Origin of the sequence: Reinekea marinisedimentorum (assembly GCF_004341165.1) — a bacterium.
GTDB classification, from domain to species: Bacteria; Pseudomonadota; Gammaproteobacteria; order Pseudomonadales; family Natronospirillaceae; genus Reinekea; species Reinekea marinisedimentorum.
The window spans coordinates 273,057-299,676 of the sequence record NZ_SLZR01000002.1 but is presented as its reverse complement, the minus strand read 5'-3'; the positions used below and the strand labels follow the sequence as shown (position 1 = coordinate 299,676).

22 protein-coding genes are annotated in these 26,620 nt (G+C 52.1%); 9 read left to right on the top strand and 13 right to left on the bottom strand.

Annotated elements, in window-relative coordinates:
• Positions 1 to 67 precede the first annotated feature (67 nt).
• Together dapB and BCF53_RS03620 are read left to right on the top strand one after the other, a co-directional pair.
• A complete protein-coding gene (gene dapB / locus BCF53_RS03625; protein WP_132699989.1) occupies positions 68 to 871 on the top strand; it encodes a 4-hydroxy-tetrahydrodipicolinate reductase in 804 nt (267 codons plus the stop codon).
• Between the two features lie 506 nt (positions 872 to 1,377).
• Entirely contained in the window at positions 1,378 to 2,487 is a 1,110-nt protein-coding gene (locus tag BCF53_RS03620; RefSeq protein WP_132699987.1) for a porin family protein, read from the top strand.
• Positions 2,488 to 2,917: 430 nt separating this feature from the next.
• Here the strand turns inward: BCF53_RS03620 and BCF53_RS03615 are convergent, their stop codons facing one another.
• From BCF53_RS03615 to BCF53_RS03580, 8 genes are all read right to left on the bottom strand, one after another.
• The gene (locus BCF53_RS03615; RefSeq protein WP_132699985.1) at positions 2,918 to 3,760 is read right to left on the bottom strand and encodes an ABC transporter ATP-binding protein; all 843 of its coding nucleotides are present in this window, start codon (positions 3,758 to 3,760) and stop codon (positions 2,918 to 2,920) included.
• A 43-nt stretch (positions 3,761 to 3,803) separates the two neighbouring features.
• Entirely contained in the window at positions 3,804 to 4,790 is a 987-nt protein-coding gene (locus BCF53_RS03610; protein ID WP_132699983.1) for an ABC transporter permease, read from the bottom strand.
• 81 nt (positions 4,791 to 4,871) lie between these two features.
• A complete protein-coding gene (locus BCF53_RS03605; RefSeq protein ID WP_243645763.1) occupies positions 4,872 to 6,215 on the bottom strand; it encodes a CmpA/NrtA family ABC transporter substrate-binding protein in 1,344 nt (447 codons plus the stop codon).
• 375 nt (positions 6,216 to 6,590) lie between these two features.
• The gene (locus tag BCF53_RS03600) at positions 6,591 to 7,976 is read right to left on the bottom strand and encodes an HDOD domain-containing protein (protein ID WP_132699979.1); all 1,386 of its coding nucleotides are present in this window, start codon (positions 7,974 to 7,976) and stop codon (positions 6,591 to 6,593) included.
• A gap of 129 nt (positions 7,977 to 8,105) precedes the next feature.
• Complete coding sequence (gene recG / locus BCF53_RS03595) at positions 8,106 to 10,184, bottom strand: ATP-dependent DNA helicase RecG (RefSeq protein WP_132699972.1); 2,079 nt, start codon at positions 10,182 to 10,184, stop codon at positions 8,106 to 8,108.
• A 37-nt stretch (positions 10,185 to 10,221) separates the two neighbouring features.
• Positions 10,222 to 11,286, bottom strand: coding sequence for a DUF3810 family protein (locus BCF53_RS03590; RefSeq protein ID WP_132699970.1), 1,065 nt, complete (start codon positions 11,284 to 11,286; stop codon positions 10,222 to 10,224).
• A 66-nt stretch (positions 11,287 to 11,352) separates the two neighbouring features.
• On the bottom strand, positions 11,353 to 12,723 hold the full coding sequence (gene ppnN, locus BCF53_RS03585; protein WP_132699968.1) for a nucleotide 5'-monophosphate nucleosidase PpnN: 1,371 nt from the start codon (positions 12,721 to 12,723) through the stop codon (positions 11,353 to 11,355).
• Positions 12,724 to 12,774: 51 nt separating this feature from the next.
• Entirely contained in the window at positions 12,775 to 13,695 is a 921-nt protein-coding gene (locus BCF53_RS03580; protein WP_132699966.1) for a homoserine kinase, read from the bottom strand.
• Between the two features lie 195 nt (positions 13,696 to 13,890).
• Here BCF53_RS03580 and polA point away from each other — a divergent pair, with 195 nt between their 5' ends.
• The 5 genes from polA (at position 13,891) to BCF53_RS03555 (ending at position 19,429) form a co-directional block, all read left to right on the top strand.
• Positions 13,891 to 16,698 (top strand): DNA polymerase I, encoded by a 2,808-nt coding sequence (gene polA, locus BCF53_RS03575; protein ID WP_132699964.1) that lies wholly within the window; start codon positions 13,891 to 13,893, stop codon positions 16,696 to 16,698.
• A gap of 167 nt (positions 16,699 to 16,865) precedes the next feature.
• Positions 16,866 to 17,237, top strand: coding sequence for a response regulator (locus BCF53_RS03570; protein ID WP_132699962.1), 372 nt, complete (start codon positions 16,866 to 16,868; stop codon positions 17,235 to 17,237).
• A gap of 9 nt (positions 17,238 to 17,246) precedes the next feature.
• The gene (locus tag BCF53_RS03565; protein ID WP_132699960.1) at positions 17,247 to 17,855 is read left to right on the top strand and encodes a histidine kinase; all 609 of its coding nucleotides are present in this window, start codon (positions 17,247 to 17,249) and stop codon (positions 17,853 to 17,855) included.
• 2 nt (positions 17,856 to 17,857) lie between these two features.
• Positions 17,858 to 18,814, top strand: a complete 957-nt coding sequence (locus tag BCF53_RS03560; protein ID WP_132699958.1) for a sensor domain-containing diguanylate cyclase — start codon at positions 17,858 to 17,860, stop codon at positions 18,812 to 18,814.
• Between the two features lie 60 nt (positions 18,815 to 18,874).
• The gene (locus BCF53_RS03555) at positions 18,875 to 19,429 is read left to right on the top strand and encodes a hemerythrin domain-containing protein (protein WP_132699956.1); all 555 of its coding nucleotides are present in this window, start codon (positions 18,875 to 18,877) and stop codon (positions 19,427 to 19,429) included.
• Here the strand turns inward: BCF53_RS03555 and BCF53_RS03550 are convergent, their stop codons facing one another.
• Genes BCF53_RS03550 through gshB form a run of 5 tightly spaced genes read right to left on the bottom strand, consistent with a single transcriptional unit; the run spans position 19,430 to position 25,574 of the window.
• Positions 19,430 to 21,706: an ATP-dependent DNA helicase gene (locus BCF53_RS03550; RefSeq protein WP_132699954.1), complete on the bottom strand. Its 2,277-nt coding sequence runs from the start codon at positions 21,704 to 21,706 to the stop codon at positions 19,430 to 19,432.
• Between the two features lie 8 nt (positions 21,707 to 21,714).
• Positions 21,715 to 23,328: a VRR-NUC domain-containing protein gene (locus tag BCF53_RS03545; RefSeq protein ID WP_132699952.1), complete on the bottom strand. Its 1,614-nt coding sequence runs from the start codon at positions 23,326 to 23,328 to the stop codon at positions 21,715 to 21,717.
• Positions 23,303 to 23,737 carry a Holliday junction resolvase RuvX gene (ruvX, locus tag BCF53_RS03540; protein ID WP_132699950.1) on the bottom strand — a complete coding sequence of 145 codons (435 nt, stop codon included), beginning with the start codon at positions 23,735 to 23,737 and terminating at the stop codon, positions 23,303 to 23,305. Before ruvX ends, BCF53_RS03545 begins: the two co-directional genes overlap by 26 nt.
• On the bottom strand, positions 23,727 to 24,620 hold the full coding sequence (locus BCF53_RS03535) for an energy transducer TonB (protein WP_132699948.1): 894 nt from the start codon (positions 24,618 to 24,620) through the stop codon (positions 23,727 to 23,729). Before BCF53_RS03535 ends, ruvX begins: the two co-directional genes overlap by 11 nt.
• On the bottom strand, positions 24,621 to 25,574 hold the full coding sequence (gene gshB / locus BCF53_RS03530) for a glutathione synthase (protein ID WP_132699946.1): 954 nt from the start codon (positions 25,572 to 25,574) through the stop codon (positions 24,621 to 24,623).
• Positions 25,575 to 25,825: 251 nt separating this feature from the next.
• Here gshB and pilG point away from each other — a divergent pair, with 251 nt between their 5' ends.
• Positions 25,826 to 26,206 carry a twitching motility response regulator PilG gene (gene pilG, locus BCF53_RS03525; RefSeq protein ID WP_132699944.1) on the top strand — a complete coding sequence of 127 codons (381 nt, stop codon included), beginning with the start codon at positions 25,826 to 25,828 and terminating at the stop codon, positions 26,204 to 26,206.
• Between the two features lie 36 nt (positions 26,207 to 26,242).
• Positions 26,243 to 26,620: a twitching motility response regulator PilH gene (gene pilH / locus BCF53_RS03520; protein WP_132699942.1), complete on the top strand. Its 378-nt coding sequence runs from the start codon at positions 26,243 to 26,245 to the stop codon at positions 26,618 to 26,620.

Genomic DNA, 26,620 nt, shown 5'->3' with positions numbered 1-26,620 from the left:
AGAAAAGGGTGAGTAAATGCTGCACCCTTTTTTATTATCTGAAGAAATGAACTGAACGGAGCCTGCTATGCAAAAGTTGGTGGTAACCGGTGCAGATGGCCGTATGGGCCGGGCACTGATTGAAGCGATATTAGACACGGAACAAACACAATTGGTCGGCGCGACGGTTAAAGACGATTCACCCTTTATTGGTGTCGATGCCGGTGAACTGATTGGTCGGGGCAAGCTCGGTGTTTCTGTTTCTGTCGATCTGTCAGCCTGCCTTGCTTCAGATGTAACCGTGATTGATTTTACCGTTCCGGTGGCAACGCTAAACCACCTGAAGTGCGTAGCGGAAGCCGGTGCCTCGATTGTTATTGGTACCACCGGCCTGAATGAGCAAGAGCTTGAGGAATTACGCAGCTATAAAGAAAAGGTTGCCATGGTATTCGCAGGTAACTATTCCGTTGGTGTGAATTTGACCCTGCAATTGCTGCGTATGGCGGCCAAGATAATCGGAGACAGCAGTGATATAGAAGTAATAGAAGCTCACCATCGCCACAAGGTTGATGCGCCAAGCGGTACTGCGCTGATGATGGGTGAGGCTGTTGCCGGTGCTTTAAATAAAGACTTAAAAGAATGTGGCGTATTCGCCCGTGAAGGAATCACCGGTGCGCGTGAACCCGGCACCATAGGTTTTTCCACCATTCGGGGTGGAGACATCGTTGGTGAGCATACCGTTATGTTTGCCAGTGAAGGGGAGCGTGTGGAAATCTCGCATAAGGCCAGCTCCAGACAAACATTCGCCCGGGGTGCTGTTCGGGCAGCCAAATGGCTAAACCATGAAAACGTTTGCGGTTTATACAGCATGGAAGACGTGCTCGGCTTCTAGTGTTATGGCGGGTTCAAGCTGAAGCAGAATGACGGCTTCTGACGCGAAATCTTCAGGTTTCTGTAACATTCGGGGACGGCATCCGGGTGTTTCAGAACCTGAAATTGACTGCAAATGGTGCACAAAGTTGATTTTCATCAAAGTCACTCACAAAGGTAGGGCAATTCCTTAAATAGCGCTACAAACCGCGTAAAAAGAGGTTGACCAAGGCTTGCGGCTCTGGTTTTATATTGCCCGATGGTTACACGCCTTACCACCGTGTATCCCTGGGATGTAAAAGTAACAAGAACAGTCACCATACCCAGCCGATGTGAATCGCCTAAGTTTCATAATGATGACATCAAAGTTCATTACAATCTTCCAGAATGCGTTTTACCAGCGCATATAAAAAACCAATCAACGTATGCGTTGAAAACGATAACAAGGATTTAAAAGCCTACTGGCTTGAAAATCTGATTAAGTAGTCTGGTCACCAAGCCAGTTATGAAAATTTATAGGGGAATCTAATGAAAGCTATTTTTGCAGTTACTGCACTTGCTGCTGCTATTTCTACTCAGGCGTTCGCTGCCGATACTGAAACTGAAGTTTCTTACCTGGGCTCTATGGACGCCTTTTTCCAGGTGGATCTGCTGGATGACGGCGCTAAAACTGTTGGCCTGACTGAAGACGATGACGACGGCGAAGGCGTTGAAATCGCAATGGAAACAACCATCGTTCATGGCCCGTTCTCTGGTAGCCTGGGTCTTGAGTATTACAGCGAAGACGATGATGCTGCGATTATTGTAGGCGACATCATCATCACTGACGGTAACCTGTCTTTTGGTCAGGTTGGCAGCCTGATGTCTACCGATGAGTATGCTGGCGACATGCTGGACTACGAACCATGGGATGATGATGAAGACGCAGATCAGGTTGCTGATGTAGCTGCTGGCTTCAAGTACATGGTAATGGAAGGCTTCTACGTTCAGCTTCAGGGTACTGATGAAGATGGCGCGGACTACGGTGTTGCTGCTCAATATACAGGTTCTTCTGATGCACTGAGCTATGTTGTTGAAGGTGAAGCTCAGCTGTCTGATGTAAGTGGTGTTGACGACGAGTACTTCTTCGGTGCCGGTGTAACTTATTCTGTAGATGCATTCACAGCAGCAGCTGCTGTAAACCATTTCTACAATAATGGCCTGTTAGAAGATGACGGTGTAACTTCGGCTCCAGGTCAGGACACTGAATACGCTTTGGAAATTTCTGCTGATGTTGCTGGTGCATCTCTGTATGCAGGTTGGACTGACTACAGCACAGAAACTGAAGATGATGAGTTCCTGGAATTGACTGCTGCTTACGCGGTAACTGAAACCATCACTGCTGGTGTTGGCTACGAGTACACAACTGCTGAAGATGCAGGTGACTACTTCTACGGTACTTTAGCTTACGCTGAAGGTCAGATCGCTGCTTCTCTGGAAGCGGGTCTGGAAGACTTCGATGCAGAGACAACTCACGCGTACATCTTTGCTGACGTTGTATACACTTCAGAAGCCGGTGTTGCTTACTACACTGAATTCGAGCGTGAATCCAGCTCTGATGCTACTACTCTGACAATGGGTGGTCGTTACTCTTTCTAATTTCAGCATAGCTTGAATAGAAATGAAGCCAACCTTAGGGTTGGCTTTTTTGTGCCCAAGAATATTTCCTGAGGTGCTTGTATTGTGGTTTTTCCATCTTCTATTTCACGTACCCAGATAAGTGCTACCAGGCGATACTTCCTGCTTCGCAAATCGCCTGTGGCCTCAAACACCCCTCTGCACCTTCACAGAAAATCTCGCCAGGTAGCCCTGATACTGCTTGATAATCGAGCCCCAGTTCCTAATGCTGAAGCACTAGCATCTAGCATCTAGCATCTAGCATCTAGCATCTAGCATCTAGCATCTAGCATCTAGCAACTAGCAACTAGCAACTAGCAACTAGCAACTAGCAACTAGCAACTAGCAACTAGCAACTAACCAAAAAAACGCCCCCGAAGGAGCGTCTAATCAAACTGTTGCAACCCATAAATCAGGCAACTTTCTCAGCCTCCGGCTTTTTTGCCGCAGTTTTTGGCGTAATGTTTTCAACCTTTTTCTGTTTCTCATAAAGGAAACGAAGTACTTCAGAACGGTAATGGTTGTAGGTTGGGTCATCGGCCAGCTCTAAGCGATTGCGTGGACGCGCCAGATCAACTTTCAGAATTTCACCAACGGTGGCTGCCGGGCCATTGGTCATCATTACAATGCGATCAGAAAGCAAAACGGCTTCATCAACATCGTGGGTAATCATAATTACAGTGTTGCCCAGTTGCGCCTGAATCTCCATCAGCGAGTCCTGCAGGTGGGCACGTGTGAGTGCATCGAGTGCGCCGAACGGTTCGTCCATAAGCAGAACCTGTGGCTGCATAGACAATGCACGGGCAATGCCGACGCGTTGTTTCATGCCGCCGGAAATTTCATCCGGGCGTTTATGAATGGCATGGCCCATGTGCACCAACTCCAGGTTATGCTCAATCCAGTCTTTCTTTTCCTGCTTGGACATTTTGTTTTTGAATACCTGGTTGACGGCCAGCTCTACGTTTTCATAAGCGGTTAGCCAAGGCAGCAGGCTATGGTTCTGAAATACCACAGCACGCTCCGGCCCCGGTTCATTTACTTCTTTGCCATCGAGCAGGGCGCCGCCTTCGGTGGCCTGATGAAGCCCGGCAACAATGTTCAGTACGGTGGATTTACCACAACCGGAGTGCCCGATTAGAGAGATGAACTCGCCTTTATTGATCTTCAGGTTGACGTTTTCCAGTGCCCGGAAAGCACCCTTTGGGGTTGGGAATTCAATGCCAACGCCAGTCAGTTCCAAGTGAGATGGGGTCATTGCTGTCTCCAAAAAATTCTGCTTTAACAAGTTAGCGTTGTGGTTAACGAACCTGGGTATTTTTATCCCAGTTCACTTTTTGCTGAATGAACAGCATGGCGCGATCCAGACAGAAGCCAACGAAACCAATGGTCAGTACGGCGGCGATGATTCTGGATAAGGAGTTTGAGCTGCCGTTCTGGAATTCATCCCAGACGAATTTTCCCAGCCCCGGGTTTTGCGCAAGCATCTCGGCGGCGATTAACACCATCCAGGCGATGCCGATTGATAAGCGCAGACCGGTGAACATCATGGGAATGGATGCCGGAATAACTATTTTGCGAATGTGAGTGAAGGTTGAAAGCCGCAGTACCTGGCTGACGTTCATCAGGTCTTTTTCAATGTTGGCAACACCCACAGCTGTGTTGATCAGTGTTGGCCACAGCGAGCACAAGCACACGGTGATGACCGAGGTGATAAAGGATTTTTCAAACATCGGATCGTCAGAAACATACACCGCACTGACGACCATGGTCACCAGTGGCAGCCAGGCGAGTGGCGATACCGGTTTAAAAATTTGAATGATCGGGTTGAACGCCTGGTTTAGTCGCTCAGAGAGGCCCAGAAAAATACCCAGCGGAATGGCCACCAGGCTTGCCAGTGTGAAACCCACCAGTACGGTGACCAGGCTGGTGCCGATCTGATCGATAAAGGTTGGCTTACCGGTGTAGGCACGAATTCTTGGTTCATAGGTCGGGTCCTGGGCAACGCGGGCGGCATTGCGCTCTTCCTGACGCTCATAGAAGGCGACTTCTTTTTCCCGCTCGTCATTGTGTTCCTGAAAGAGGACTTCAGCCTGTTCCCAAACCTGTGCCGGGCCGGGAAATGCGCCAAGCGATGTGTTGACCTGCGGTGCCAGTGCGCTCCAGATCATAAGAAAGAACGCGATGCCAAGCACAGGAAGGCCGATGGCAGCGAGCAGAGAAATATTAAATTCCGGCAGTCGAATGTTGAGCTTAGCCAGAGGGTTTTGATTGGATTGAGCGGTCATAACATTAGACCTCCTTTCGTTGCTGTATCGGCATTTGTAGAACCGGGCAGGGCTTTAGGCCCCGCCATTACTTCAGATTAATTAAAGCGTTTCGCTTTTCAGACCAATGGCGAACTTATCAAGGTATTCATTCGGCTTGGCACCATCGAAAACAATGTTATCAATGAAGCCTTGCTGTGCAGGTTTAAAGCCAGATTCCGTTTCAAATTCAGGGAACTGGTCTGCGCTAAACAGGCCTTCATCAATCAATGCTTCTGCGGCCAGGCGATATAGGTCTGGCCGATAAACACTGGCTGCTACGTCTTTATACCAATCGTCCGTTTTTGGCTCGGAAATTTGGCCCCAGCGGCGCATTTGAGTGAGGTACCAGATTGCATCGGAGTAGTAGGGGTAAGTTGCGTTGTAGCGGAAGAAGACGTTGAAGTCGGGAACCTCTCGCTTATCGCCTTTCTCATATTCAAACGTACCGGTCATCGAGTTGGCGATGACGTCGTAATCTGCACCAACATAGTCAGACTTGGCCAGAATCTTCACCGCTTCAGGGCGGTTGGCATTATCGTTAGCGTCCAGCCATTCAGCGGCGCGGATCAGCGCTTTCACCAGACGAACAGTGGTGTTTGGATACTCTTCAGCAAATTCTTTGGTGATGCCGAAAACCTTTTCCGGGTTGTTTTTCCAGATTTCATAGTCGGTGATGACTGGTACGCCAATACCCTTGAATACGGCCTGTTGGTTCCATGGTTCACCAACGCAGTAACCGTAGATGGTGCCGGCCTCCAGCGTTGCTGGCATCTGTGGCGGTGGCGTTACACTCAGCAGAACATCGGCGTCTATCTGGCCGCTGGTGTCGCCTTTGTGAGGTGCGTAGTAGCCCGGGTTAATGCCGCCAGCGGCCAGCCAGTAGCGCAGCTCATAGTTGTGGGTGGAAACGGGGAATACCATGCCCATGTTAAAGGGCTTACCGGCATTGGTGTAAGACTCTACCACCGGTTTCAGTGCGTCGGCTTTAACTGGGTGCACCGGCTTGCCGTTTTCATAGGGAATATTTTTTTTCATTTCTTCCCAGACGGCATTGGAAACTGTGATGCCGTTGCCGTTCAGGTCCATGGAGAAGGGCGTAATGATGTGTGCTTCGGTGCCGTAGCCGATGGTTGCTGCCAGGGGTTGACCGGCAAGCATGTGCGCTCCATCCAGTTCACCGGTAATGACACGGTCGAGCAGTACCTTCCAGTTCGCCTGGGCTTCCAGCGTGACATACAGGCCTTCATCTTCAAAGAAGCCCTTTTCATAAGCGACGGCCAACGGTGCCATATCGGTCAGTTTGATGAAACCGAATTTAAGTTCTTCCTTTTCCGGCCAGCCAAGCTCAGCGTTGGCCACTGCAGAAACACAGGCTCCAAGCACGATACCGACCAGGCAGTTCATGGTTTTACTTTTCTTACTAAACGTCAGGCGCATGTAACTCTCCATTTGAGTATTCAGGGCAAAAAAAAACGCATACTTCCCGACAGAAGCATGCGTCTTTGCATTTCAGTAATTTGGCTTTGTTAACTATAAATTCAAACACCGGTGGCGGAGCTTGAATGGGTAATCCCGCTACATCATCGTAGCACTCGCGTAACTTAAGCGATTCTTGTGCCAGATTTAGGAAAATCACGTTTGATCAGTAGCTTAGCGCTGTTTGTGGCTGCGGCGGTGGTTTGGATAACCCCGGGAAATGCACTGCATGAGTGCGCAGTGCCCCTCAATAGGTTGCTGCGCGCTGCTTAGAAGGGGCATTGCTGCACCCGCCGGTTAGGGTCAGTCTTCGGCTTTTAATGCTGAGGCGATCATATCCAGTTCCTGCTGATTCGCCTTTAGCTGTTCCATGACCTGCTCGATATCTTCCATCTTGATGTTCAGGTTTTCCAGTACCACCGGGTTGAAGCGCTGGTTGGATTTAGGCAGCATGTCGTATCGTTCCAGCATATGGATGGCCAGATAGATTAGATGCGCCTGATCACAGGCTTCTCCCAGGTATTTGGGGTCGGATTGATAACGAATGCCGAGCGTAACTTCATTGGGCAGGCTCCAGCTGTTCATCAGGTTAGAGGCGATCTGGTCGCGGGTAATGCCCAGTACATGTTTTTCAACATGTTGATGCTCTATATGCGGGTTGAGATCGATCATCTGATTGGTGGTCTCAAAGTGCGGCTTGAACGAGTGGCCGAGAATGAGATAACCAAAGTTGTGCAGCAGACCGGCCAGATAGCTCAAGCCGAAGCTGGGCCGGAATTCACGCGGAATTGCACTGACTAGTGCGCCAACCGTGGCCGCCACATAGACCGCTACATTCCAGTAGGGCACTTCACTTTCTTTTTGTTCCGGCAGTTCCAGGCTTTTGCCCAGCGATAAGCCCAATGCCAGGTTCATCACCAGATCGAACCCCAGCACGCGTACGATGGCATCCTGCACCGACTTGATAGAGCCGGGCGCAGAGTAGTAGGAGGAGCTGGCCCAGCTGACAACCTGAGCAGCAAGGCTCGGGTCGCGTTCTACAATGTTACTGAGCTTTTCAATATTGGCGTCCGGATCGACCCGCAAGCGGATGATCGCCTGTACGGTATCGGGCAGCGGCGGTATTTCGAGGGTTTCCTCCAGGCGCTGGCGAATTCTCAGGGCGGTGAACTTGGTGACAGCGCTGTTGATTTCGTTGCGGTCATGGTCAAACAGGCTGAGCTCGTAATCCAGATTATCCATTGGGATGACCGTCGCCACCTGCTCAATGAGGGTATCTTCTTTGCGCTTCATGTCTGCCGGTGATTTCAGTGCCAGCAGGTGTGCTGCATTGCCGCTGTATACAAAGATGCGGTCTGCTTCATAGAGCGCTTTGTCGATAATGGTAAAGGCCGGGAACAGATCGTCAAAGGCCGGAAAGGTCGAGATATTGAGCTGGCTTTTTAAGCGATCAACGTCCTTCTTCGGCATTGGGTTGAGGCTGTGGCGGCTAATGGCTCGCACCTTTTCCAGATCAACAATTGAATTGGAGGCTGCAAATACCTGAACAATACCCTGATCATCGGAGAGCAGGCAGACTTCGGCTCGCTCCAATGTAGGCCGGTTGGGACCCAGAGCGTGCGGAATGCTTTGCTGCACCAGGTGTTGACGGATGATAGTGGGAATGTTTGCTTCAGCGTGGCTTGACACAGTATGAGCTTCCTGAAATGTATTTAATGTGGTCTTGATCGTTATTTTGATACATAGCGAAAAGTATAGCCAAGTTCCTGACTATAGCGTTTTAACTTTAGGTTAGATTGTGACGCCTGCCCAAAAGGCTTATACCTGAGCATAGCGTTCGGCTTTATTCAGCCAGCGGTTAATGACCGGTTGAACATGCCCCGGCAGTTCTTTTTGCAGCCTGGTGGCCAGTTCGGGCACCAGCGGAAGCAGCGCTTGGTCGCGTTCCATATCGGCCACCCTGAAACCAATGGCGCCGGTTTGGCGTGTGCCCAGCACTTCGCCCGGACCGCGCAGTTTCAGATCCTCTTCGGCGATGACAAAGCCATCGTTGGTGCTGCGCATCACTTCCAGGCGCTGCTTGCCCTGTTCCGAGAGCTCATCGCCAAACATCAGCAGGCAGAAGCTTTCGGCGGTGCCGCGACCAACCCGGCCGCGCAGCTGATGCAATTGCGCAAGGCCCAGCCGTTCCGGATTCTCGATAATCATAACACTGGCATTAGGTACATCGACACCGACTTCAATAACGGTGGTGGCAACCAGTACATCCAGTTCATGATGCTTAAAGGCCTCCATCAGCAATGACTTCTCTTTTGGCTTCAGTTTGCCGTGCAGCAGGCCAATGCGCCGGTTGGGCAGCGAGGCCGCCAGCACCTCGGCGCTGGATTGCGCCGCCGCCAGTTGTAGCTCGTCCGATTCTTCGATTAACGTGCAAACCCAGTAAACCTGACGGCCATCGGCGCAGGCCGCATCGATTCTGCGTAACACGGCGTCCTTTCGCTGCTGGCTGAGCACGGTGGTGACCACCGGTGTTCGCCCCGGCGGCAGTTCATCGATGATGGATATATCGAGGTCAGCAAAGGCGGTCATGGCCAGGGTTCGCGGAATGGGCGTTGCCGTCATGGTGAGCTGGTGCGGAGAGCCGATGACCGCCTTTTCTTTCAGCGCCAGCCGTTGCTGTACACCAAAGCGGTGCTGTTCATCGATAATCACTAAACCGAGGTTGTGATAGTTCACACCATTCTGAAACAGCGCGTGGGTGCCAATCAGTAACTGAATGCCGCCTTTTTCCAGCGAATCCAGCAGTGGGTCGCGAGCCTTCTTGGTGGTTTTGCCAACCAGCAGCGCCACTTCAATCCCCAGCGGCTCTGCCCAGTTCGACATGTTGATAAAGTGCTGCTCGGCGAGCAGTTCCGTCGGTGCCATTAACGCGACCTGCAGACCGCTTTCAATGGCCTGCAGTGCCGCAATCATGGCGACCAGTGTCTTGCCGGCGCCGACATCACCCTGCACCAGTCGCAACATCGGGACCGATTTCTGCAGATCGATGCTGATCTCCTTGATCACCCGCTGTTGTGCGCCGGTGAGCTGAAACGGCAGCTGTTGCAGCAGCAAGGGCGCGAGCTTCTGCGATGGCTTCAGTGGCTGTGCGCCACTGGCCTGCGTCTGTTGCCGGTAATACTGCATGCTCAGGTGGTGCGCCAGCAGTTCTTCCAGAGCCAGCCGTTGCTGCGCCGGATGGGTGCCTTCCAGCAGTGACCGGGTGTCGGTACTGTTACTGGGATGATGAATGGTTTTTATGGCGGCGGTGAGCGAAGGCAGCGCCAGGGGTGTCAGCCACTCGGCAGGCAGCCATTCAGCCAATCCACCCTGGCGGTCGAGCAGTGCCAGGGCCTGTTCGATCAGGCTGCGTAAACGGGCCTGGTTGATGCCCTCGGTGGTCGGGTACAGCGGTGTCAGGCGCTGGTCCAGTGGAGGAAAGGCGCCGCTGGTATTCACTGAGTATTCCGGGTGAATCATTTCCAGGCCGGTTGGCCCCATGCGTACCTCACCGTAGCAGCGAATAAAGTGACCGGCTTTCAGGCTGGCTTGCTGTGCCTTGGAAAAATGGAACAGGCGAATACTGATCACACCGCTGCCATCCTGCAGCCGGCACAGCAGTGAACGGCGCTTGCCGAACATCACCTGCGTTCCGCGAATTTCGCCTTCAATAACCACTGCCATGCCCAGACGCAGCGACCCGACCGGCGCGATCCGGGTTCGGTCCTGATACTTATAAGGCAGGTGAAACAGCAAATCACCGATGCTTTCGATGCCCATGCCGCTGAACTTTTCGGCAAACTTAGGCCCTGCTCCTTTGAGTTCGGAAATAGAGCTTTTCAGCGAAACTGCCGGCATTCATTCACTCCGTGCGGCTGGGGTTTAATGGGTGTCGTCATTGGTGGGCAGCCCTGTTGCGGGCTTTGAACAGCCAGTCCTGATAGCTGGTCAGTGCGATGGCTTCACCTTCACCATAAGCCGCCAGCCCCTGAGTGACCCCCTGTGCTTTCAGGCCCTGTTCATAGGTTTTCCAGGCCAGTTTGTTGATGTCCCAGCGCTGCTGATTGCGGTTGTAATCCTGCAGGCAGAGCAGGCCTTTGCGGAATTCGGAATCGAGCTGAGCGGCCAGTTCGCGCGGAACGCCAACATCGGCCCACCACATCAGCCAGGCGGAATACTGCCAGAGCGGGTCAGGTGAAAGCCAGGCCGACCAGTAGCCAATAATGTCGGCATCGTACTCCGGCGCATAGCCGGCCCAGTGTGCGTATTCATGCAGTGCCACAAAAGGTATGGCATAGGGATACATCCGGTCGCTGTAGGTTGGCTCACCGGTCAGCGCGCTGTAAAAACCAGCGACACGCAGCCGTTGATAAACATAAGACCAGCGGCTGGCATTTACATTGCGGCTGACCGGCGGAGGTGTCAGCCTGGCCTGAGCCATGGCCGAATGCGCAAATGCCGCCGGCCGGGCCGGGTGTATGGCATGCGGTTGCGTGGAGCACAGGTCGTATTCACCGGCCAACCGGGCGGTAACCTCATTGGTCTGTGCCACGGCGAATTGCCAGTGCCCTTCGGCCAACGTTGTGGCAAAGCCCTGATTGAGCAGATGTTCCTTCAGGGTGGGTCTTTGGTAATTAACGCCCCAGAGCAGCATGACCATCAGTAAACCAGCCGACGCCCAGAGGCCACATTCAACAATCATTCGTCCAATGCGCAGAATGGCGTGTTTGCGGGCAATGAACAGCAGGCGAACGATCAGTAACAGGGGGATGGCCAGCCAGAGAATATCGACCAGCGGAAATCTGCCTGGAGCAGGTATTGCCGCCAGCCCTCGTTGAATCAGGGGGTAAAGGTATCCGCCGTAGTATTCATCAAGCAGCGGCTGCCAGTTTTCAGGCCAGTTAATCAGCACGGCAGAGGCCAGCGAAAACAGCAGGATCAGTATTAATCGCCAGCGCATCTGTTCAATTCCTCTATGCTCCGTGTGCAGTCAGCCCGTCAGTTCAGGCACTGTTCGATGACGGGATCAGGTAACGACCCGATAGCACGGCTCGTAATCGCTGCCCGGAAGCTTCATACGGTGCTGCTGAACGAATGCCGTGAGCAGTTCATCGAACGGGTCCATTATTTCTTTATCGCCATGAATTTCAAAGGGGCCGTGCTCTTCAATTGCACAAATACCGGCTTCCTTCACATTACCGGAGACAATTCCGCTGAATGCGCGCCGCAGATTGGCGGCCAGCTCATGCACTGGCGCATCTTTGTGCAGCCGCAGCTTGGCCATGTTTTCGTGCGTTGGCTGGAACGGCCGCTGATAGTCTTCATCGATGGTCAGCTGCCAGTTGAAATGAAAGGCATCGTTGGTCTTCTTGCGGTATTCCTTAACGTGCTCCATGCCTTCAGATAATTCACGGGCTGCCAGTTCAGAATCGTCGATGATGATTTTGTACTTCTGCTGTGCCTCAAAGCCCAGTGTTTTGGCAATGAACTCATGCAGCTGCCGGAAATAGGGTTCAGATTCTTGCGGGCCGGTCAGTACCAGCGGGAAGGGGATGTCCTTATTCATCGGGTGCAGCAGAATGCCCAGTACATAGAGCAGCTCTTCAGCGGTACCAACGCCACCGGGGAAGATAACAATGCCATGACCCAGGCGCACAAAGGCTTCCAGACGTTTTTCGATATCCGGCAATATGGCCAGCTCGTTGACGATTGGGTTTGGCGGCTCGGCGGCGATGATGCCCGGCTCGGTCAGGCCGATGTAGCGGCCGCTGCGAATGCGTTGCTTGGCGTGCGAAATGGTCGCGCCCTTCATCGGGCCCTTCATGGCGCCGGGACCACAACCGGTGCAGATATCCAGCCCGCGCAGGCCAAGTTCATGGCCGACATCCTTGGTGTATTTGTATTCCGATTCGCCGATGGAGTGACCACCCCAGCAGACGACAATGCGCGGGTCTTCGCCCGGGCACATCATCTTGGCATTGCGCAGAAAGTGGAACACATAGTCGGTAATATCCGGGCCGTTGTTCAGATCGATGCGCGGCTTTTCGCTTTCACTCTGGGCATAGACGATATCGCGCAGCGCGGTAAAAACCATCTCCCGGGTGGATCGGATCATCTGGCCGTCGACAAAGGCATCGCCCGGCGCGTTGAACAACTTCAGGCGAATCCCGCGGTCCTGCTGGATAATGTCGATACGGAAGTCCGGGTAGGCCTCAAGGATGGTTTTGGCGTTGTCGCTGTGCGAACCGGTATTCAGAATCGCCAGCACGCAACGGCGGAGCAGCTCGTACAGGCCGTTTTCTCCGGCTTCTTTCAGCTGCGTTACTTCAACCTGCGAAAGTACTTCCAGGCTACCCAGTGCGGTGATGGAGGTATCAATGGTCTTGAATCTTTGCATAGGTTTGGCTCGCCGTGTTCGGTTGTTATTCGGTGACGTGATCGTTAAATCTTAAACCCGCTCAAGCAGTTGTGTTAACAATTGTTTCATTTTATTTGGATCTTTTACCGTAATGCTGTCGCTGGATTGGCCGTGAAGCCGCTGTGCCAGAATACGGCTGAGCCAGAAGCGCACGGCCGATTGCACCTGCAATAGCGCAATGGATTGCTGTTCTGCATCGCTCAGTGGCCGCACTGAGTGATAGGCCTGAACAAACCTGTTGCCGTTTTCTGGGTTGTAGTGCCCGTCACCGTTCAGGCACCAGTCGTTCAGTGCAATGGCGATGTCGAGCGCGTAGCTGTCGTGACCGGCAAAATACCAGTCGATGATGCCGGTGAGGTGGGGGCCGTCAAACAGGGCATTATCGTGGAACAGATCGGCATGAATGATCCCGCTTGGCAGCGCAGGCAGTGTGGCCAGCCGTTTCAGTGAGCGGTTAAGAAGTGCTTGCTCACCGGGATCAAGGCTGCTCATCAGCTCTGTGGCCTGCTGCTGTATCCAGCTGAGGTTGTGAGAATGGCTTTGCGTCAGTTCAAAGCGGCGGGTAGACAGATGTACCTTGGCCATGGCGGCAGCTATCTCGGCCAGATACGGCTCGGTGGCATCCACATGACCGCCATTCAGGCGCTCAATAAATACCGCCGGCTTACCCTTCACCGTCATCAGCAACTCACCGCTCTGCTGCCGGAAGGGTTTGGGCACGGCGCAGCCATCCCGGTTGAGGTGCTCACACAGACGCAGGTAAAACGGCAGGCGCTCTGCCGGCAGGGTTTCAAACAGCGTCAGCACCAGCCGGTGGCTGTCGGTGGTGACAAAATAGTTGGTGTTTTCCACGCCGGCTTTAATGCCCTGATGGGACTGGTAGTCGCCCAGGTCGTAGCGGGTCAGCAGTTGGCAGATTTCGGGGCCGGAAAGTTCGGTATATACAGACATCAGATTGCTAGCAGTTCATTGAATTTCGAATGAGCGGACAGTATTTGAAAGTGCTGCGCCGGTCAACGCAACTGGGCATTTTGTGGCGGTTGAGTTTGTCAGCGCCGGCCGTCGGCAGGTGTGCACCGTGGACGTCTGTCCGAGCCATGTTAAACTGCCAGCCAATAAAATCTGACAATCTTCGAGACTTATCTGATGTCGAATGCTTCTGCTCCAATCGTCCTGGTTGACGGTTCCTCTTATCTGTTCCGGGCGTTTCACGCTCTGCCGCCACTGGCAAATTCTGAAGGTATGCAAACCGGCGCTATCAAGGGCGTGGTTTCTATGCTGCGTAAACTGATCACCGACTATGCCGAGAGCGAAATCGTGGTGGTGTTTGATGCCAAAGGCCCCACCTTCCGCAACGAGATGTTTCCGGATTACAAGGCCAACCGGCCACCCATGCCGGAAGAACTGCGCGAGCAGATTGAGCCAATCCATCAGACCATCGAGGCCATGGGCCTGCCGTTGCTGTGTGTTTCCGGTGTCGAGGCCGACGATGTGATCGGTACACTGGCGGAACAGGCCAGCCAGCAGAATATCCCCTGCGTTGTCAGTACCGGCGATAAAGATATGGCGCAGCTAGTGACCGAGCATGTCACGCTGATCAACACCATGAAGAATGAGGTGTTGGATATTGCCGGTGTGGAGAAAAAGTACGGCTTCGGGCCGGATAAGATGATCGACTACCTGGCGCTGATGGGCGATAAGGTCGATAACATTCCCGGCGTGCCGGGCGTGGGTGAGAAAACCGCGCTGGCCTTGATTCAGGGGCTGGGGGGGCTTGATGATATCTACAGCCGACTGGATGAAGTCGCGACGCTGACCTTTCGTGGGGCCAAAACCATGGCTGCCAAGCTGGAGACCCACAAAGAGATGGCTTACCTCAGCTATGAGTTGGCCACCATTAAACTGGATGTTGAGCTCGACGTTCAGCTGACCGAATTAAAGAAGGGTGAGGCCGATGAGGCGGCTCTGAAGCAACTGTTTGAGCGATTTCAGTTCCGCACCTGGCTGCGGGAAATGGCCGGAGAAGAGTCAGCACCCGGCAAGGCGGCGAAGCCGGCCGCTAAGAAGGCCGTGACCGCATCACTGGATGCGCCGGTCCTTGTTGAGCCTGCCGAGGTTGAGTACCAACTGGTAACAACCCTGGATGAGCTGGATGAAATTGTCACGTTGGTCAGCCAGACCAAGCAGCTGGCATACGTGCCGGTGCTGGCGAAGGCCCATTACATGACACCGCAATGGATCGGCCTGGCGCTGGCTTGCAAAGCCGGTAAAGCCTGGTACATTCCGTTTGTGGATAACGAGCAGCCGGCGCTGGCCGCCACTGATGTTTTCGAAAAGCTGGCTCCGCTGTGGCAGCAGCATGCCATTGTTAAAACCGGCTACGACATTAAAGCCGATCATCACTGGTTTCGCTCGCTGGGTTGGAAGCCTGCCCGCCTGGCACACGATGTTCAGGTGATGGCCTTTGTCTACGACAGCACCCTGAAACGCGACAAATCGCTGAGCAATCACTATTCGCACCTGTCGCTGGATAATCTCTTTATCGCCTACCTGGAAAAGTCCCCGAAAACGGTTGATGACTTCCTCGGTAAGGCGGGCAAACGCCAGTTGTCGGCCTCGCAGGTTACGGCAGAGTCGATAGGCCCCTGGTGGGCAGAGCGCGCCGACCTGCTGTTGCGGTTAGGTGGCTGGCTGCAACAGGGGCTGGAAATTCGCGGTTTGGCGCGGGTTTATGAAGAGATTGAGCGGCCGTTATCGAGAGTGCTAGCCTGCATTGAAGGTAACGGTGTGGTGCTGGATACCGACTACATCCATTCACTGAGCAGCGATTTTAAAGCTCGGCTGGCCGCCATTGAGCAGCAGGCGCACGAGCTGGCCGGAATCGAGTTTAACCTCGATTCACCCAAGCAACTGGCAGAAATCCTGTTCACTAAAATGGAACTGCCGGTACTGTCCAAAACCGCCAGCGGTGCGCCATCGACCAATGAGGAAGTACTGACTGACCTGGCCAAAGACCACGAGCTGCCGCAGCTGATCCTGCAATCGCGGCACCTGCGCAAGTTGGTGGGTACTTACACCGACCCGCTGCCAACCCTGGTGCTGCCGGCTGAGGGCAGCAATGATTTGCGCCTGCACACCACCTACAACCAGACCGGCGCACAGACCGGGCGTTTGAGTTCAAACGATCCAAACCTGCAGAATATCCCAATCCGCACCAAAGAGGGCCGCTCAATCCGCAAGGCATTTGTTGCACCGGAAGGTTACAGCGTGGTTGCGGCCGACTATTCGCAGATTGAATTGCGCATCATGACCCACCTGTCACAGGATGCGAACCTGATCACCGCCTTCAAAGAAGGCAAGGACATTCACCGTGCCACCGCCGCCGAGGTGATGGGTGTCGATGAGACCTCTGTCACCGATGAGCAACGCCGCTCCGCCAAAGCGATCAACTTTGGCCTGATTTATGGCATGTCGGCGTTCGGTTTGGCGAAGCAGTTGAACATCAGCCGCACTGAAGCCAAGCAGTATGTGGATGCTTACTTCGAGCGTTACCCCGGCGTGCGCCGCTATATGGATGAAACCCGTGCCGAGGCGGCCGAAACCGGCTACGTTGAAACCATTTTTGGCCGTCGCCTCTACCTGCCGGCCATCCAGTCGTCTAACCAGATTGCCCGCAAGGGGGCCGAGCGAACCGCGATCAACGCACCAATGCAGGGGACTGCAGCCGACATCATTAAGATGGCTATGGTCGATGTACAGAACTGGCTCGCCGGCAGCGGCTTACGCGCCCGCATGATCATGCAGGTGCACGATGAGCTGGTGTTTGAAGTACATGATGACGACAAGCAGGAGTTGATTGAAGGTATTCGTTTCCGTATGCAGCATTGTGCCAATCTGGATGTGCCGCTGGTGGTCGATATTGGCGAAGGTGCATCCTGGGACGAGGCGCACTGATAGCACCTGAAAACGTTCATTATTGAACCGCTAAGGTCAATATTCTGAAATAGAGCCTGTGGTGTTGCCGCAAACGGCGGGCGTTCGCGCTTAGCTTGTCATTTTACAGAGTTGCGGATGTGCCGGTGTTCGTCTTTATTTAAGCTTAATAATCAATTGGAGTTTGTATGTCTTTACCGCTGCTAGTTGTGGATGATTCCAGCTTCGCGCGCAAACAGGTGATTAAAGCCCTGCCCAAGGGTTGGGATGTAGAAATATCTCAGGCCTCTCATGGCCAGGAAGCGCTGGAGTTGATCAGTCAGGGTAAAGGTGAGGTTGTACTGCTCGACCTGACCATGCCGGTGATGGATGGCTACGGCGTACTTGAATCGATTCGGGCGCGTGACTTACCTGCGGTTGTCATTGTGATCTCCGGAGACATTCAGCCTGAGGCTGAAGCGCGGGTGAAAAAGCTTGGTGCATTAGCTTTTGTCAAAAAACCGCTTAATACCGAGAATTTGTTAACGGTGTTGAACGATTTCGGTCTCTATTCAGAGTAAGGTGGTCATTTGAGTAACCAAATTCTGGACGAAGAGCTTCGGGACTGTTTTCAGGAACTGAGCAATGTTGCTGTTGGCCGTGCGGCCGACCTGCTTGCCCGGTTGTTAAATACATTCGTCATTATGCCGATACCGGTGGTGAACCTGCTTGAACGTGCCGAGCTGAGTATGGCGCTTTCTTCTATCGAAGATGCCGAGAGCGTCAGTGCGGTTTGTCAGGGCTTTACCGGTTCGAAAATTGCCGGTGAGGCGCTGTTGATTTTTAACGATGCCAGTTTTACCGATATGGCCGAGCTGACGCACTACACCGGTGAAATTACCAAACAGATTGAGCTCGAACTGCTGATGGATATTTCCAATATTCTTATCGGTGCCTGCCTGAAAGGTTTGGCTGAACAGCTCGATGTGCGGTTCTCTCAGGGGCAGCCCTATCTGTTGGGGCAACATCTCAATATCTCTGAGCTGTTAAAGAAAAATACCACCACCTGGCAGCGACTGCTGACGATTGAAATTCCGTATAAGCTGGAAGGTCACCAGGTGAATTGCGATTTACTGCTGCTGTTTACCGAAGACAGCCTGCCGGTGCTGCGCAATAAAGTTTCTTATTTAATGGAGTAAGCATGAACCAACCTCACACCGAATTCAGTGAGTTTCATTGGCTTGTCGAAGTTCTTCAGACTGTAGACATCGGTATTGTTGTGTTGGATATGGAATACAACATCACTGCCTGGAACAGTTTTATTGAAAACAACTCCGGTGTTGATTCTGCTGATGCCCTTGGTCGAAATATCTTTGATGTATTTGATGATCTTTCTGAGCAGTGGTTTAAGCATAAGGCCGAAACTGTTACCCAATTGCGTAACCGGGCATTCACAACCTGGGAGCAACGCCCGTACGTTTTTAAATTTAAGAATACCCGTCCGGTGACCGGTGTTACCGACTATATGTATCAGAATACAACCTTTATTCCGGTGGCTAACTCTGCCGGCGATGTGGAAAACCTGGCGATCATTGTCTATGACGTTACAGATACCGCTACCAGCAAAATTGAACTTGGCGAAGTGAATGATCAGCTTGCCTTAATGAGCCGCACCGATGGCTTAACCCAAATGCTGAACCGTGGCTACTGGGAAGATTTACTGGCGAAAGAATTTCTTCGTCAGCAGCGTAACCCGCGTGAACACAGTCTGATCATGCTCGACATTGATCACTTCAAGAACATTAACGACACCTATGGTCATCAGGTGGGCGACGATGTCATTCGTGCAGTGGCGAAGGTCATTCTCGATAATCTGCGCGCGACAGATTTTTCCGGTCGTTACGGTGGCGAAGAATTTTCATTGGTATTGATCGACTCCGATCAGCAAAACTCGTTTCAACTGGCAGAACGGCTGCGCAAAAAAATTGAACAGACTGCAGTGCCGTTGCCTGATGGTGAAGTTTTTGTCACGGTAAGTCTGGGCGTGGCAGGCTGGAAGCCCGAGATGAGTGAATATGCTCAGTGGATTGAACAGGCCGACCAAGCCCTTTACGAATCTAAACGAAATGGACGGAACCGCACCAGCCTGGCACCTTGACCACTCGGTTAACGCTGACTAAGCTCTTTGATAAAGCAGTGTTGTTAGGTGGGGTTGGTTATGAGTTCCGCCATATTACAAAAATTAAATTCTGATCATAAAAATATCGCCAAAATTCTCTATTGTTTTCGTGCTGAAATAAAAGAATACGAAGACCCTGAGGTTGAGCCCAGCCTCACGCAAATTATGAATATTCTCGATTATATTTCTACCGTGCCTGAACGATGGCATCACCCGGTGGAAGATATTGTTTTCAAACGTCTGTTGGAAAAACACCCACCGCACTCCGCACAAATTCGCGCAGTCTTGCGTGAACATGAAGACCTGGAACGTTTAACCCAGGAATTAAAAACAGCTTTCGAACAAGTCTCTTTGGATATCGCCGTTCCAATTTCACACCTGTATAAAACCGCTCATATTTATTTGTCGCGGCAAATGCTGCACCTGGATGCTGAAGAGTCTGTGCTGTTTCCAATGGCAGAAGAGTATCTGGATGAAAATGATTGGGCCGATATAGAACAGGAAGCCGATGTGATTCTGGAATCGTACGATGATGCAGCGAGAAAGGCATACAAAGATTTGTGTGAAGAAATTCTGGACTTTGAAGCCGAATAATTAGTCCCAGTTTTTTAACGAGCCGATGCTGACCTGCCAATGTTCAGGCAGCCAGCCCCGGTGAAAATAATCTTCAAAGCGATCATCAATGAGCAGGATGCTGCCGTAGTCCTGTTCGGTTCTTACGCAGCGTCCAGCTGCCTGCAGTACCTTTTGCAAGCCCGGAAACAGATACGCAAACTCAAAGCCATTCAGGCCACTGTTTAACAAGCGCTGTTTTATTTCATTGTTCACTGTGTTCAGTTGCGGCAGGCCGGTGCCAACCACCACGACTTCAGAGAGTTGTTCTTCCGGTAAATCTATTCCCTCGGCAAAGACGCCACCCAAAACCGTGAGCAGGGTTAATCCCGTTTCGGTACGGAATCGGTTGATCAGTGCTTCCCGTTCTTCGGTCGTCAGGCTGCGTTGCTGAATAATTATTTTTTCGTTCTCAGGTAATTCACTGCTGCAGCTGTTGAGTTGCTGGTAGCTGGAGAAAAATACCATGCTGTTTCGGTTGTTGCTGACGATGCGTTTAAGCGTTCCATTTAAAGCCTGAGGCAGGGCTGTTTTATCTTTAAAGCGGGTAGAGACGTCGTTGGCGATAAAGACCCGAAATTGCTCTGGCTTAAATGGCGATGCCAACTGCTGGGTAACGGCAGCCTGCAGACCGTTCATCTGATTACTGAAATGCCAGGGTGTGAACGTGGCGCTGAAGGCAATAACGTTGTTGGCGCAGCAGTGTTTTTGCTTCAGTAATTTTGCCGGGTTCAGGCACAGCAGCTCAATCTTTCTTTCTGCCGGCTTGCCGCCGCGAACGCGCCAGGTAAAGTCCTCTTTATTGGCCAACTCATGAAGCCGGACAAAGCGTGCGCTGGTAAAGATGAATTCCTGCCAGAGCTGGTTTGGCTCGTAGCTTGGGTTTTCGCGCAGCAGTGCGGCACTCTCGGCATTGAAATTCCGCAGAGCGTTGACCAGCGCATCCGGTGCGGTATCGCTCAACTCTACTGTGGTATTCAGGCAGTATTCGCGCAGCTGCTTCTGTATTTTTTGCAACGGCTTCTTCATGGCCGCCGGTACCCGCGCCATTAGCATCTGCAACTCTTCGCCCTTAAATTCGCAGCTGAACATCATTCGACCACGGTCAATAAGGTTATGGCCTTCATCAATCAGAATGATCGCCTGATTGTTAATCTCTTTCAGCAGGTAAGGCTGGGTGGCGGTGGTGTCGTAGATGTAATTCATGTCGCCGATAACGATGTCGGCCCAAATGGCCCAGTCCTGACTGAGGTAGTAGGGGCAAACCTCGTTATCGGTACCCAGTGTTTTAAGTTGTTCGAAAGACCAATGGTTGCGGCTGAACAGTTTGTGGCGTAGCGCCTGGCGTTTTTTAAAATAGTCTTTCGCGTAATTGCAGTATTCGCCATCACAAACCGACTCGCTGTTCAGGCAGAGTCGTTTGCGGGCACCCAGAGAAACGCTGGTCAGTTCTCTTTCGGGGTCGAGTTTCTCCAGGGCCGTGGTTGCGGCCTGTTGGCCGGTCGTTTTCATCGTTAAAAAATAAATGCTTTGAACCTGTTGCGAGCTTGCCGCCTTCAGTGCCGGGAATAATGCAGCCAGGGTTTTCCCGGTGCCGGTGGGGGCTTCCACGCACAGATGCCGTTTTGTCCGGCAGGCCCTGTAGACGTTTTCTGCCATTTGCCTCTGGCTTACACGCAATTGAGGGTACGGGAAATTCATGGCATTCAGGAGCCCGGCTCTTTTGTGCTGATGCCGGTGAAATTTATCGAGCCAGTCTTCGTAGTGTGCGCAGCAGGTGGTGAGTAAATCTACAGCTTCGGCCTGACTCAACCATTGGTCATCCGTCTGTTCCTTTAAGGTTTGGGCGTGAACATAACTGAGCCGGGAACAAATACGGTCAGCGTGCCCTGTGCTCAGACTATAAAGCGCGGCGTACAGATTCGCCTGCAGCCGGTTCAGCTGCTTTGCCTCGTCGGAGAGCTCTTCAATCGGAACGCGTGTCGATTTTATCTCTTCGATGCCGTCTTCAAACACGCCATCAATTCTGCCGCTGAGCTGTATATCAAAATCGCGGCAGGCCCAGTTAAGACGGACAGGGAATTCTGCTCGGTAGTGCTTCTGCCGGCTGACTTGCGTGATGCGGTGAACCTGCTGACCCTCCAGTGCGCTGGGCCCGGGGCGGTCAGTAGCAATCAGGCTGCCTTGTATCTGATTAAACTCGGCCAGTGCCCGAACACTGACGCGGTAGGTTTTTCTGTTTACAGCTTCGGAAGTCACTCGCGCCTCTAAAGGTATTGGATGTAGCAAACCTCTGCAGGAATGCCGATGCGCTCAAAAACGGCCAGCCACTGTTTCTGATTGTCCTGAAGCTTGTCACCTGGCCCCTTTACCTCAATGAAGCGACCGCCTTGTTCTTGCCTCTGAAAAAGGTCAGGGAAGCCGGAGCGGTGGTTACGAATATCGAGTAGCAGGTGGCGGAACAGTTCCGCCCACTGATCCGGGTGAAACGCAGTATAGCAATGGATGATGGTGTCGGCGGTCAGTACCGACCAGTGCACAAATGCATTGCGGATGCCGTGCTTCGCGGCCCAGTGAGTTTGAATAATCTCCAGCCATTGCGCCTGGCGGTTGAACAACGAAGCGATCTCTTCGGATCGGGCCTCGCTAAACTCTGAGCGGTAAAGATCGGACGGGCCGGATTGAAAAGGGTGGTGCCACACACCGGGTTTATCAGCGAAGATCACCTGCCAGAACACCAAGCCAAAGACTGCCAGTGGCAGCGAGTTTTCCAGCCATACCGCCCCGGGGAACTGATCGCATGCCAGTTCCTCGACGCGTTGATCGGTGCGGGCCAATTGCAGGTGAGTCTCGCTGATATGGGGTTTTGCAAACTTGACGGTGGCCAGCCCCAGCGGCTTGTGAACCTTATTGATAAAGCGTCGGTAAAAGGTGGTTTCGTCTTCAGAAATGGGCTGCTGGTGGATCTCTTCCAGCAACTTTTTTGCGGCCTGGTAGGCCTGCTGTTTAAACAGGATTCGGGTTCTTCTTTCGCGCGACGGTGGCTGGTGGTTGGTGCTGAATATTCTGTAAGCGAGTTCCAGCTCGCCCAGCTGCTCCAGCCGGTAAGCGATTCTGTTGGCCAGACGACTCCAGCGATTCAACAGAAGCCGGCCGGGTTGGATTTTCAGAACCTGCTCAGCAAGCACCTCAATTTGTTGCCAGTCTTTAGCCAGGCTCATTTCGGCAAACTCAATGGCCAGATCGTTGATCAGCAGGGTGGTTTCGACTTCTTTAGCCTTGTTGAAAAGACGATTGTCACGGTCAATCGGGTACGGCTCGTATTTGAACAGCCCAATGTCTTCAAGAATAAATTCGGTCAGCGTTTGCTGCTCGTTGCCAAAATACAGCAGTTGCAGGCGGCGGTAGGTTTCGTACCCGGTTGGCTGAATGATTGGTCGTTTGATTCCCCAGTCGGTACAGCTTTTTATTTCTTCATCTAAATAGGTTTGATCCAGCAGCTCAGATTTGCGGATTTTCTTATCCGCTCGCAGCAGGCTTCTCGATTCCGCGACCGGTAGCAGCTCTACCAGCTGCCAACAGTAAACCTCCGGGTTTTCTTCGCTCAGGCCGCTGGAGCACAATTCTGCGCAGGCCTGGCCGATATCCGGAACTTCTTTATAAGCGAGGGTATCGGTGAGAAACAGCGGGCCTTTGCGAATATAGAACCGAATCAGCAGGCGCTGTGCCGGTTCACTCAAGCCCTTAAACTGGCTGATGAAGTGCAAGTCCTGCTGGGGAAGGATGTCCTGATAGCGTGCCAGAACAAGGTCAATCATTTGATTGAAGTAATTCAGGTAGTAGTTAGCGGGTATTTCAACCGGCGCCATTGCTCTGCTCATTCAGCCAGGACTGCAGAATGATCTGCGCAGCGATGCCGTCGACATTGGCTTTTTTGGCTTTCTTTAGTGACGTGCCGGCAGCGCCTAAATGCTGGAAGGCTTCACGCGTGGTTAGCCGTTCATCGACGCCATGCGCTGGCAGGCCATAGCGGCCATAAAGCCGTTTGCGGAATTTGTTGGCCCGTAAGGTCAGGTCGAACTCCGTGCCATCCATGTTGTATGGAATGCCAACGATAAAGCCCGCCGGTTTCCATTCGTTGACCAGGGCGTCCATTTCATCCCAGTTGGGCGTGCCATTCTTTGCACGGATGGGCTTTAGTTCCGAGGCTGTGAAGGTTTCGGTCTGGCCGCTGGCGACGCCAATCCAAGACACACCCCAGTCAAACCCCAGCCAAACTTTACTCGGCACTCTGCGCCTCGAAACGGTTATCCACACGGAAGTTCCAGGTACGGATGATCTCCAGAGAGTTCATGCCCTGCAGAATTTCAGGAGACAGGCGCTCAAAGGGCGCAGACAGGTGAACAATCCGCTTTGCCGCCTGGTCCAAAACCGGGTAGCCGGACGATTGATTCACCACAACAGATTGCAGGCTGCCATCTGCACTGATGGTTACCGCTAAGCGCACTGAGCCGGTAAGCCGGTTTAGGCGGGCAGACTCGGGGTAGTTCTGGTTGCCGATACGCTCCACTTTTTCCAGCCAGTTGAAAATATAGGCCGCATCAACGGCTTTTTTTGCTGAAACCGCGGTTAAGGTGCGTACGCGGGGGCGCTTGGCGTAGGACTGGCGGCTGTCATCCAACATGGCCTTCAGCGTGGCGACATCGGTGATGTTTTCAAGTTGAGTAGCATCTTCAGTCGGGACGGGCTGCTCGTAATCATCCTTCATTTCGGACGACTTCAGCGTGTTTTGCTCGGCCTTCGATGTGGTACTGATAATGCGGTCGTTTTGCTGACTCAGTTCAGCGAAGGCGATCTGCTGCACCGTGGGCGTGGTATGGAAGATTTGGTTGTCTTCAATATCGGCCTGCTCAGTCGACTTAAGCAGAGCCTTTTCTTCCAGTGTGCCGCTGCCTTGCTGGTTGGCGTCGGATAAAAAGTCGGCGTCGTCGTCGGCCACGTTGTCTTCGGTTTTATGCAGGCTCAATGTCACATCCAGCGTAGGGCTCTTGCTGACGCTTTTGGCGGCTGTGAAATTGATACCAAAGATAATCAACGCATGTATGGCCAGCGCCAGAAAGACCGTAAAGCTGAGCCGGTCGAATGCGCTGACTTTTTCTTTCGCAGAAATCATTTAGCTGTTCTCTAACTTCTTCTCAATAGCAGACATAAGCATACCGGCAATGTCGGTATTAAAAGCGTTGTCTATTTCACGAATACAGGTCGGGCTGGTCACATTCACCTCAGTCAGGTAATTGCCGATAACATCCAGGCCCACAAACATCAGGCCGCGCTTTACCAGCTCGGGTGCCACCTGCTCAGCCAGAGCCCGGTCTGAGTCAGTGAGCGGCTGTGGCCGACCGGTGCCGCCCGCTGCCAGATTACCACGGGTCTCGCCCTTGGCTGGCAGACGCGCCAGGCAATAGTCTACAACCTGTCCGTCAACCACAAGGATTCGTTTGTCGCCGTCTTTAATTTCCGGCAGGTATTTTTGCGCCATGATCTGCTGGTTGCCATGTTCAGTCAGTGTTTCAATAATGACGTTGAAGTTAGGATCATCTTTCTTTAAGCGGAAGATGGCGCTGCCACCCATGCCATCGAGTGGCTTGAAGATGACATCTTTATGCTTATGATGAAATGCTTTGAGCAGGTCTTTGTGTCGGCTGATCAGGTGTTCGGGCGTTAAATCTGTGAACTCGGTAGCAAAAACCTTCTCATTGCAGTCGCGCAGGCTCTGCGGCTTGTTAACAACTAGGGTGCCTTGCTTTTCTGCATTTTCCAGCAGATAGGTGGCATAGATGTATTCGTTGTCAAACGGAGGGTCTTTGCGCATTAGGATGACATCGAACTCGGCTAACGGAGTTTCGGCGGTGTCACCCAATTCATAAAAGTGTGACGGATCTCTAAAAACGCGTAAGGAAGTTGCCAAACCCTTGGCAATTCCGTTATCCATGAACAGATCTGAGAGCGTTAGATAGTAAAGTTCCCAGCCACGGTCGGCAGCTGCCCAAAGCATGGCCAGAGAGCTGTCCTTTTTGTAATTAACCTGTTCAATTGGGTCCATTACGATGGCGAGTTTGATGGTCATAGCCGGTCCTGCTGAAAAATGTTTCGATACATATTAAATGAAACTGTGATCGGCCAAAATAACTTTATTTTTAACCAGTTATAGAGATAAGCTAGAAACTGTGATAATAGTGAATAGTCTGAATTCGGCGTAAGATAGTTAATTTAAAGTATCAGGAACCATGTTAGACTGAAAATGGCATTTTTCCGCAGACCAGCTAATTACAGCTCGTCGAATTTAAATAAAAGTAGCGTTAACCCATGGGATGACTTATGGAAACGAGTTTTGAAAACCTGAAAGTCATGGTGATTGATGACTCAAAAACAATTCGCCGCACAGCTGAGACTTTGCTGAAAAAGGTGGGTTGTGAGGTGATAACCGCGACTGACGGTTTTGATGCACTGGCGAAGATTGCAGACTCCAAGCCGGACATCATCTTTGTAGACATTATGATGCCTCGCTTGGATGGCTATCAGACATGCGCACTCATTAAGAATAATAGTGCCTTTAAAGAGACGCCAGTCATTATGCTGTCCAGTAAGGATGGTTTATTTGACAAAGCTAAAGGTCGAATTGTTGGTAGTGACCAGTATTTGACCAAGCCATTTGGCAAAGAAGAATTGCTTGGCGCAATTCGCAATTACGTAAAATAGAAACTTAAAAAGTCGATTGAAAATTAAGGGTTAGCTATGCCTCGCGTATTGATAGTGGATGACTCCCCTACCGAAACCTATGCCTTTCAGGGCATGTTAGAAAAGCACAACTATGAAGTTCTCACCGCAGATAACGGTGCAGATGGTGTTGCTTTGGCGCGTCAGGAGCTTCCGGATGTGGTGCTAATGGATATTGTGATGCCTGGTTTGAATGGATTCCAGGCGACCCGTCAGTTAACGAAGGGTGCAGATACAGCTCATATTCCTGTTGTTATTGTGACAACCAAAGATCAGGAAACTGACCGCGTATGGGGCAGAAGACAAGGGGCTTCGGGTTACCTTGTTAAACCTGTTACCGAGGCAAAGCTGATTGAAACTGTCGAAGCCGTTATGGCCGGAAAAACATTAGGCTGA

Excerpts from the sequence above, each read along its gene's own strand:
- BCF53_RS03560 (WP_132699958.1), top strand. The coding sequence starts at position 17,858 with ATGAACCAACCTCACACCGAATTCAGTGAGTTTCATTGGCTTGTCGAA.
- polA (WP_132699964.1), top strand. The coding sequence starts at position 13,891 with ATGTCGAATGCTTCTGCTCCAATCGTCCTGGTTGACGGTTCCTCTTAT.
- BCF53_RS03605 (WP_243645763.1), bottom strand. The coding sequence starts at position 6,215 with ATGAACTGCCTGGTCGGTATCGTGCTTGGAGCCTGTGTTTCTGCAGTG.
- BCF53_RS03570 (WP_132699962.1), top strand. The coding sequence starts at position 16,866 with ATGTCTTTACCGCTGCTAGTTGTGGATGATTCCAGCTTCGCGCGCAAA.
- pilG (WP_132699944.1), top strand. The coding sequence starts at position 25,826 with ATGGAAACGAGTTTTGAAAACCTGAAAGTCATGGTGATTGATGACTCA.
- BCF53_RS03535 (WP_132699948.1), bottom strand. The coding sequence starts at position 24,620 with ATGATTTCTGCGAAAGAAAAAGTCAGCGCATTCGACCGGCTCAGCTTT.
- BCF53_RS03580 (WP_132699966.1), bottom strand. The coding sequence starts at position 13,695 with ATGTCTGTATATACCGAACTTTCCGGCCCCGAAATCTGCCAACTGCTG.
- dapB (WP_132699989.1), top strand. The coding sequence starts at position 68 with ATGCAAAAGTTGGTGGTAACCGGTGCAGATGGCCGTATGGGCCGGGCA.
- ppnN (WP_132699968.1), bottom strand. The coding sequence starts at position 12,723 with ATGCAAAGATTCAAGACCATTGATACCTCCATCACCGCACTGGGTAGC.
- BCF53_RS03545 (WP_132699952.1), bottom strand. The coding sequence starts at position 23,328 with ATGAGCAGAGCAATGGCGCCGGTTGAAATACCCGCTAACTACTACCTG.
- recG (WP_132699972.1), bottom strand. The coding sequence starts at position 10,184 with ATGCCGGCAGTTTCGCTGAAAAGCTCTATTTCCGAACTCAAAGGAGCA.
- pilH (WP_132699942.1), top strand. The coding sequence starts at position 26,243 with ATGCCTCGCGTATTGATAGTGGATGACTCCCCTACCGAAACCTATGCC.
- BCF53_RS03620 (WP_132699987.1), top strand. The coding sequence starts at position 1,378 with ATGAAAGCTATTTTTGCAGTTACTGCACTTGCTGCTGCTATTTCTACT.
- BCF53_RS03555 (WP_132699956.1), top strand. The coding sequence starts at position 18,875 with ATGAGTTCCGCCATATTACAAAAATTAAATTCTGATCATAAAAATATC.
- gshB (WP_132699946.1), bottom strand. The coding sequence starts at position 25,574 with ATGACCATCAAACTCGCCATCGTAATGGACCCAATTGAACAGGTTAAT.
- BCF53_RS03610 (WP_132699983.1), bottom strand. The coding sequence starts at position 4,790 with ATGACCGCTCAATCCAATCAAAACCCTCTGGCTAAGCTCAACATTCGA.
- BCF53_RS03615 (WP_132699985.1), bottom strand. The coding sequence starts at position 3,760 with ATGACCCCATCTCACTTGGAACTGACTGGCGTTGGCATTGAATTCCCA.
- BCF53_RS03590 (WP_132699970.1), bottom strand. The coding sequence starts at position 11,286 with ATGCGCTGGCGATTAATACTGATCCTGCTGTTTTCGCTGGCCTCTGCC.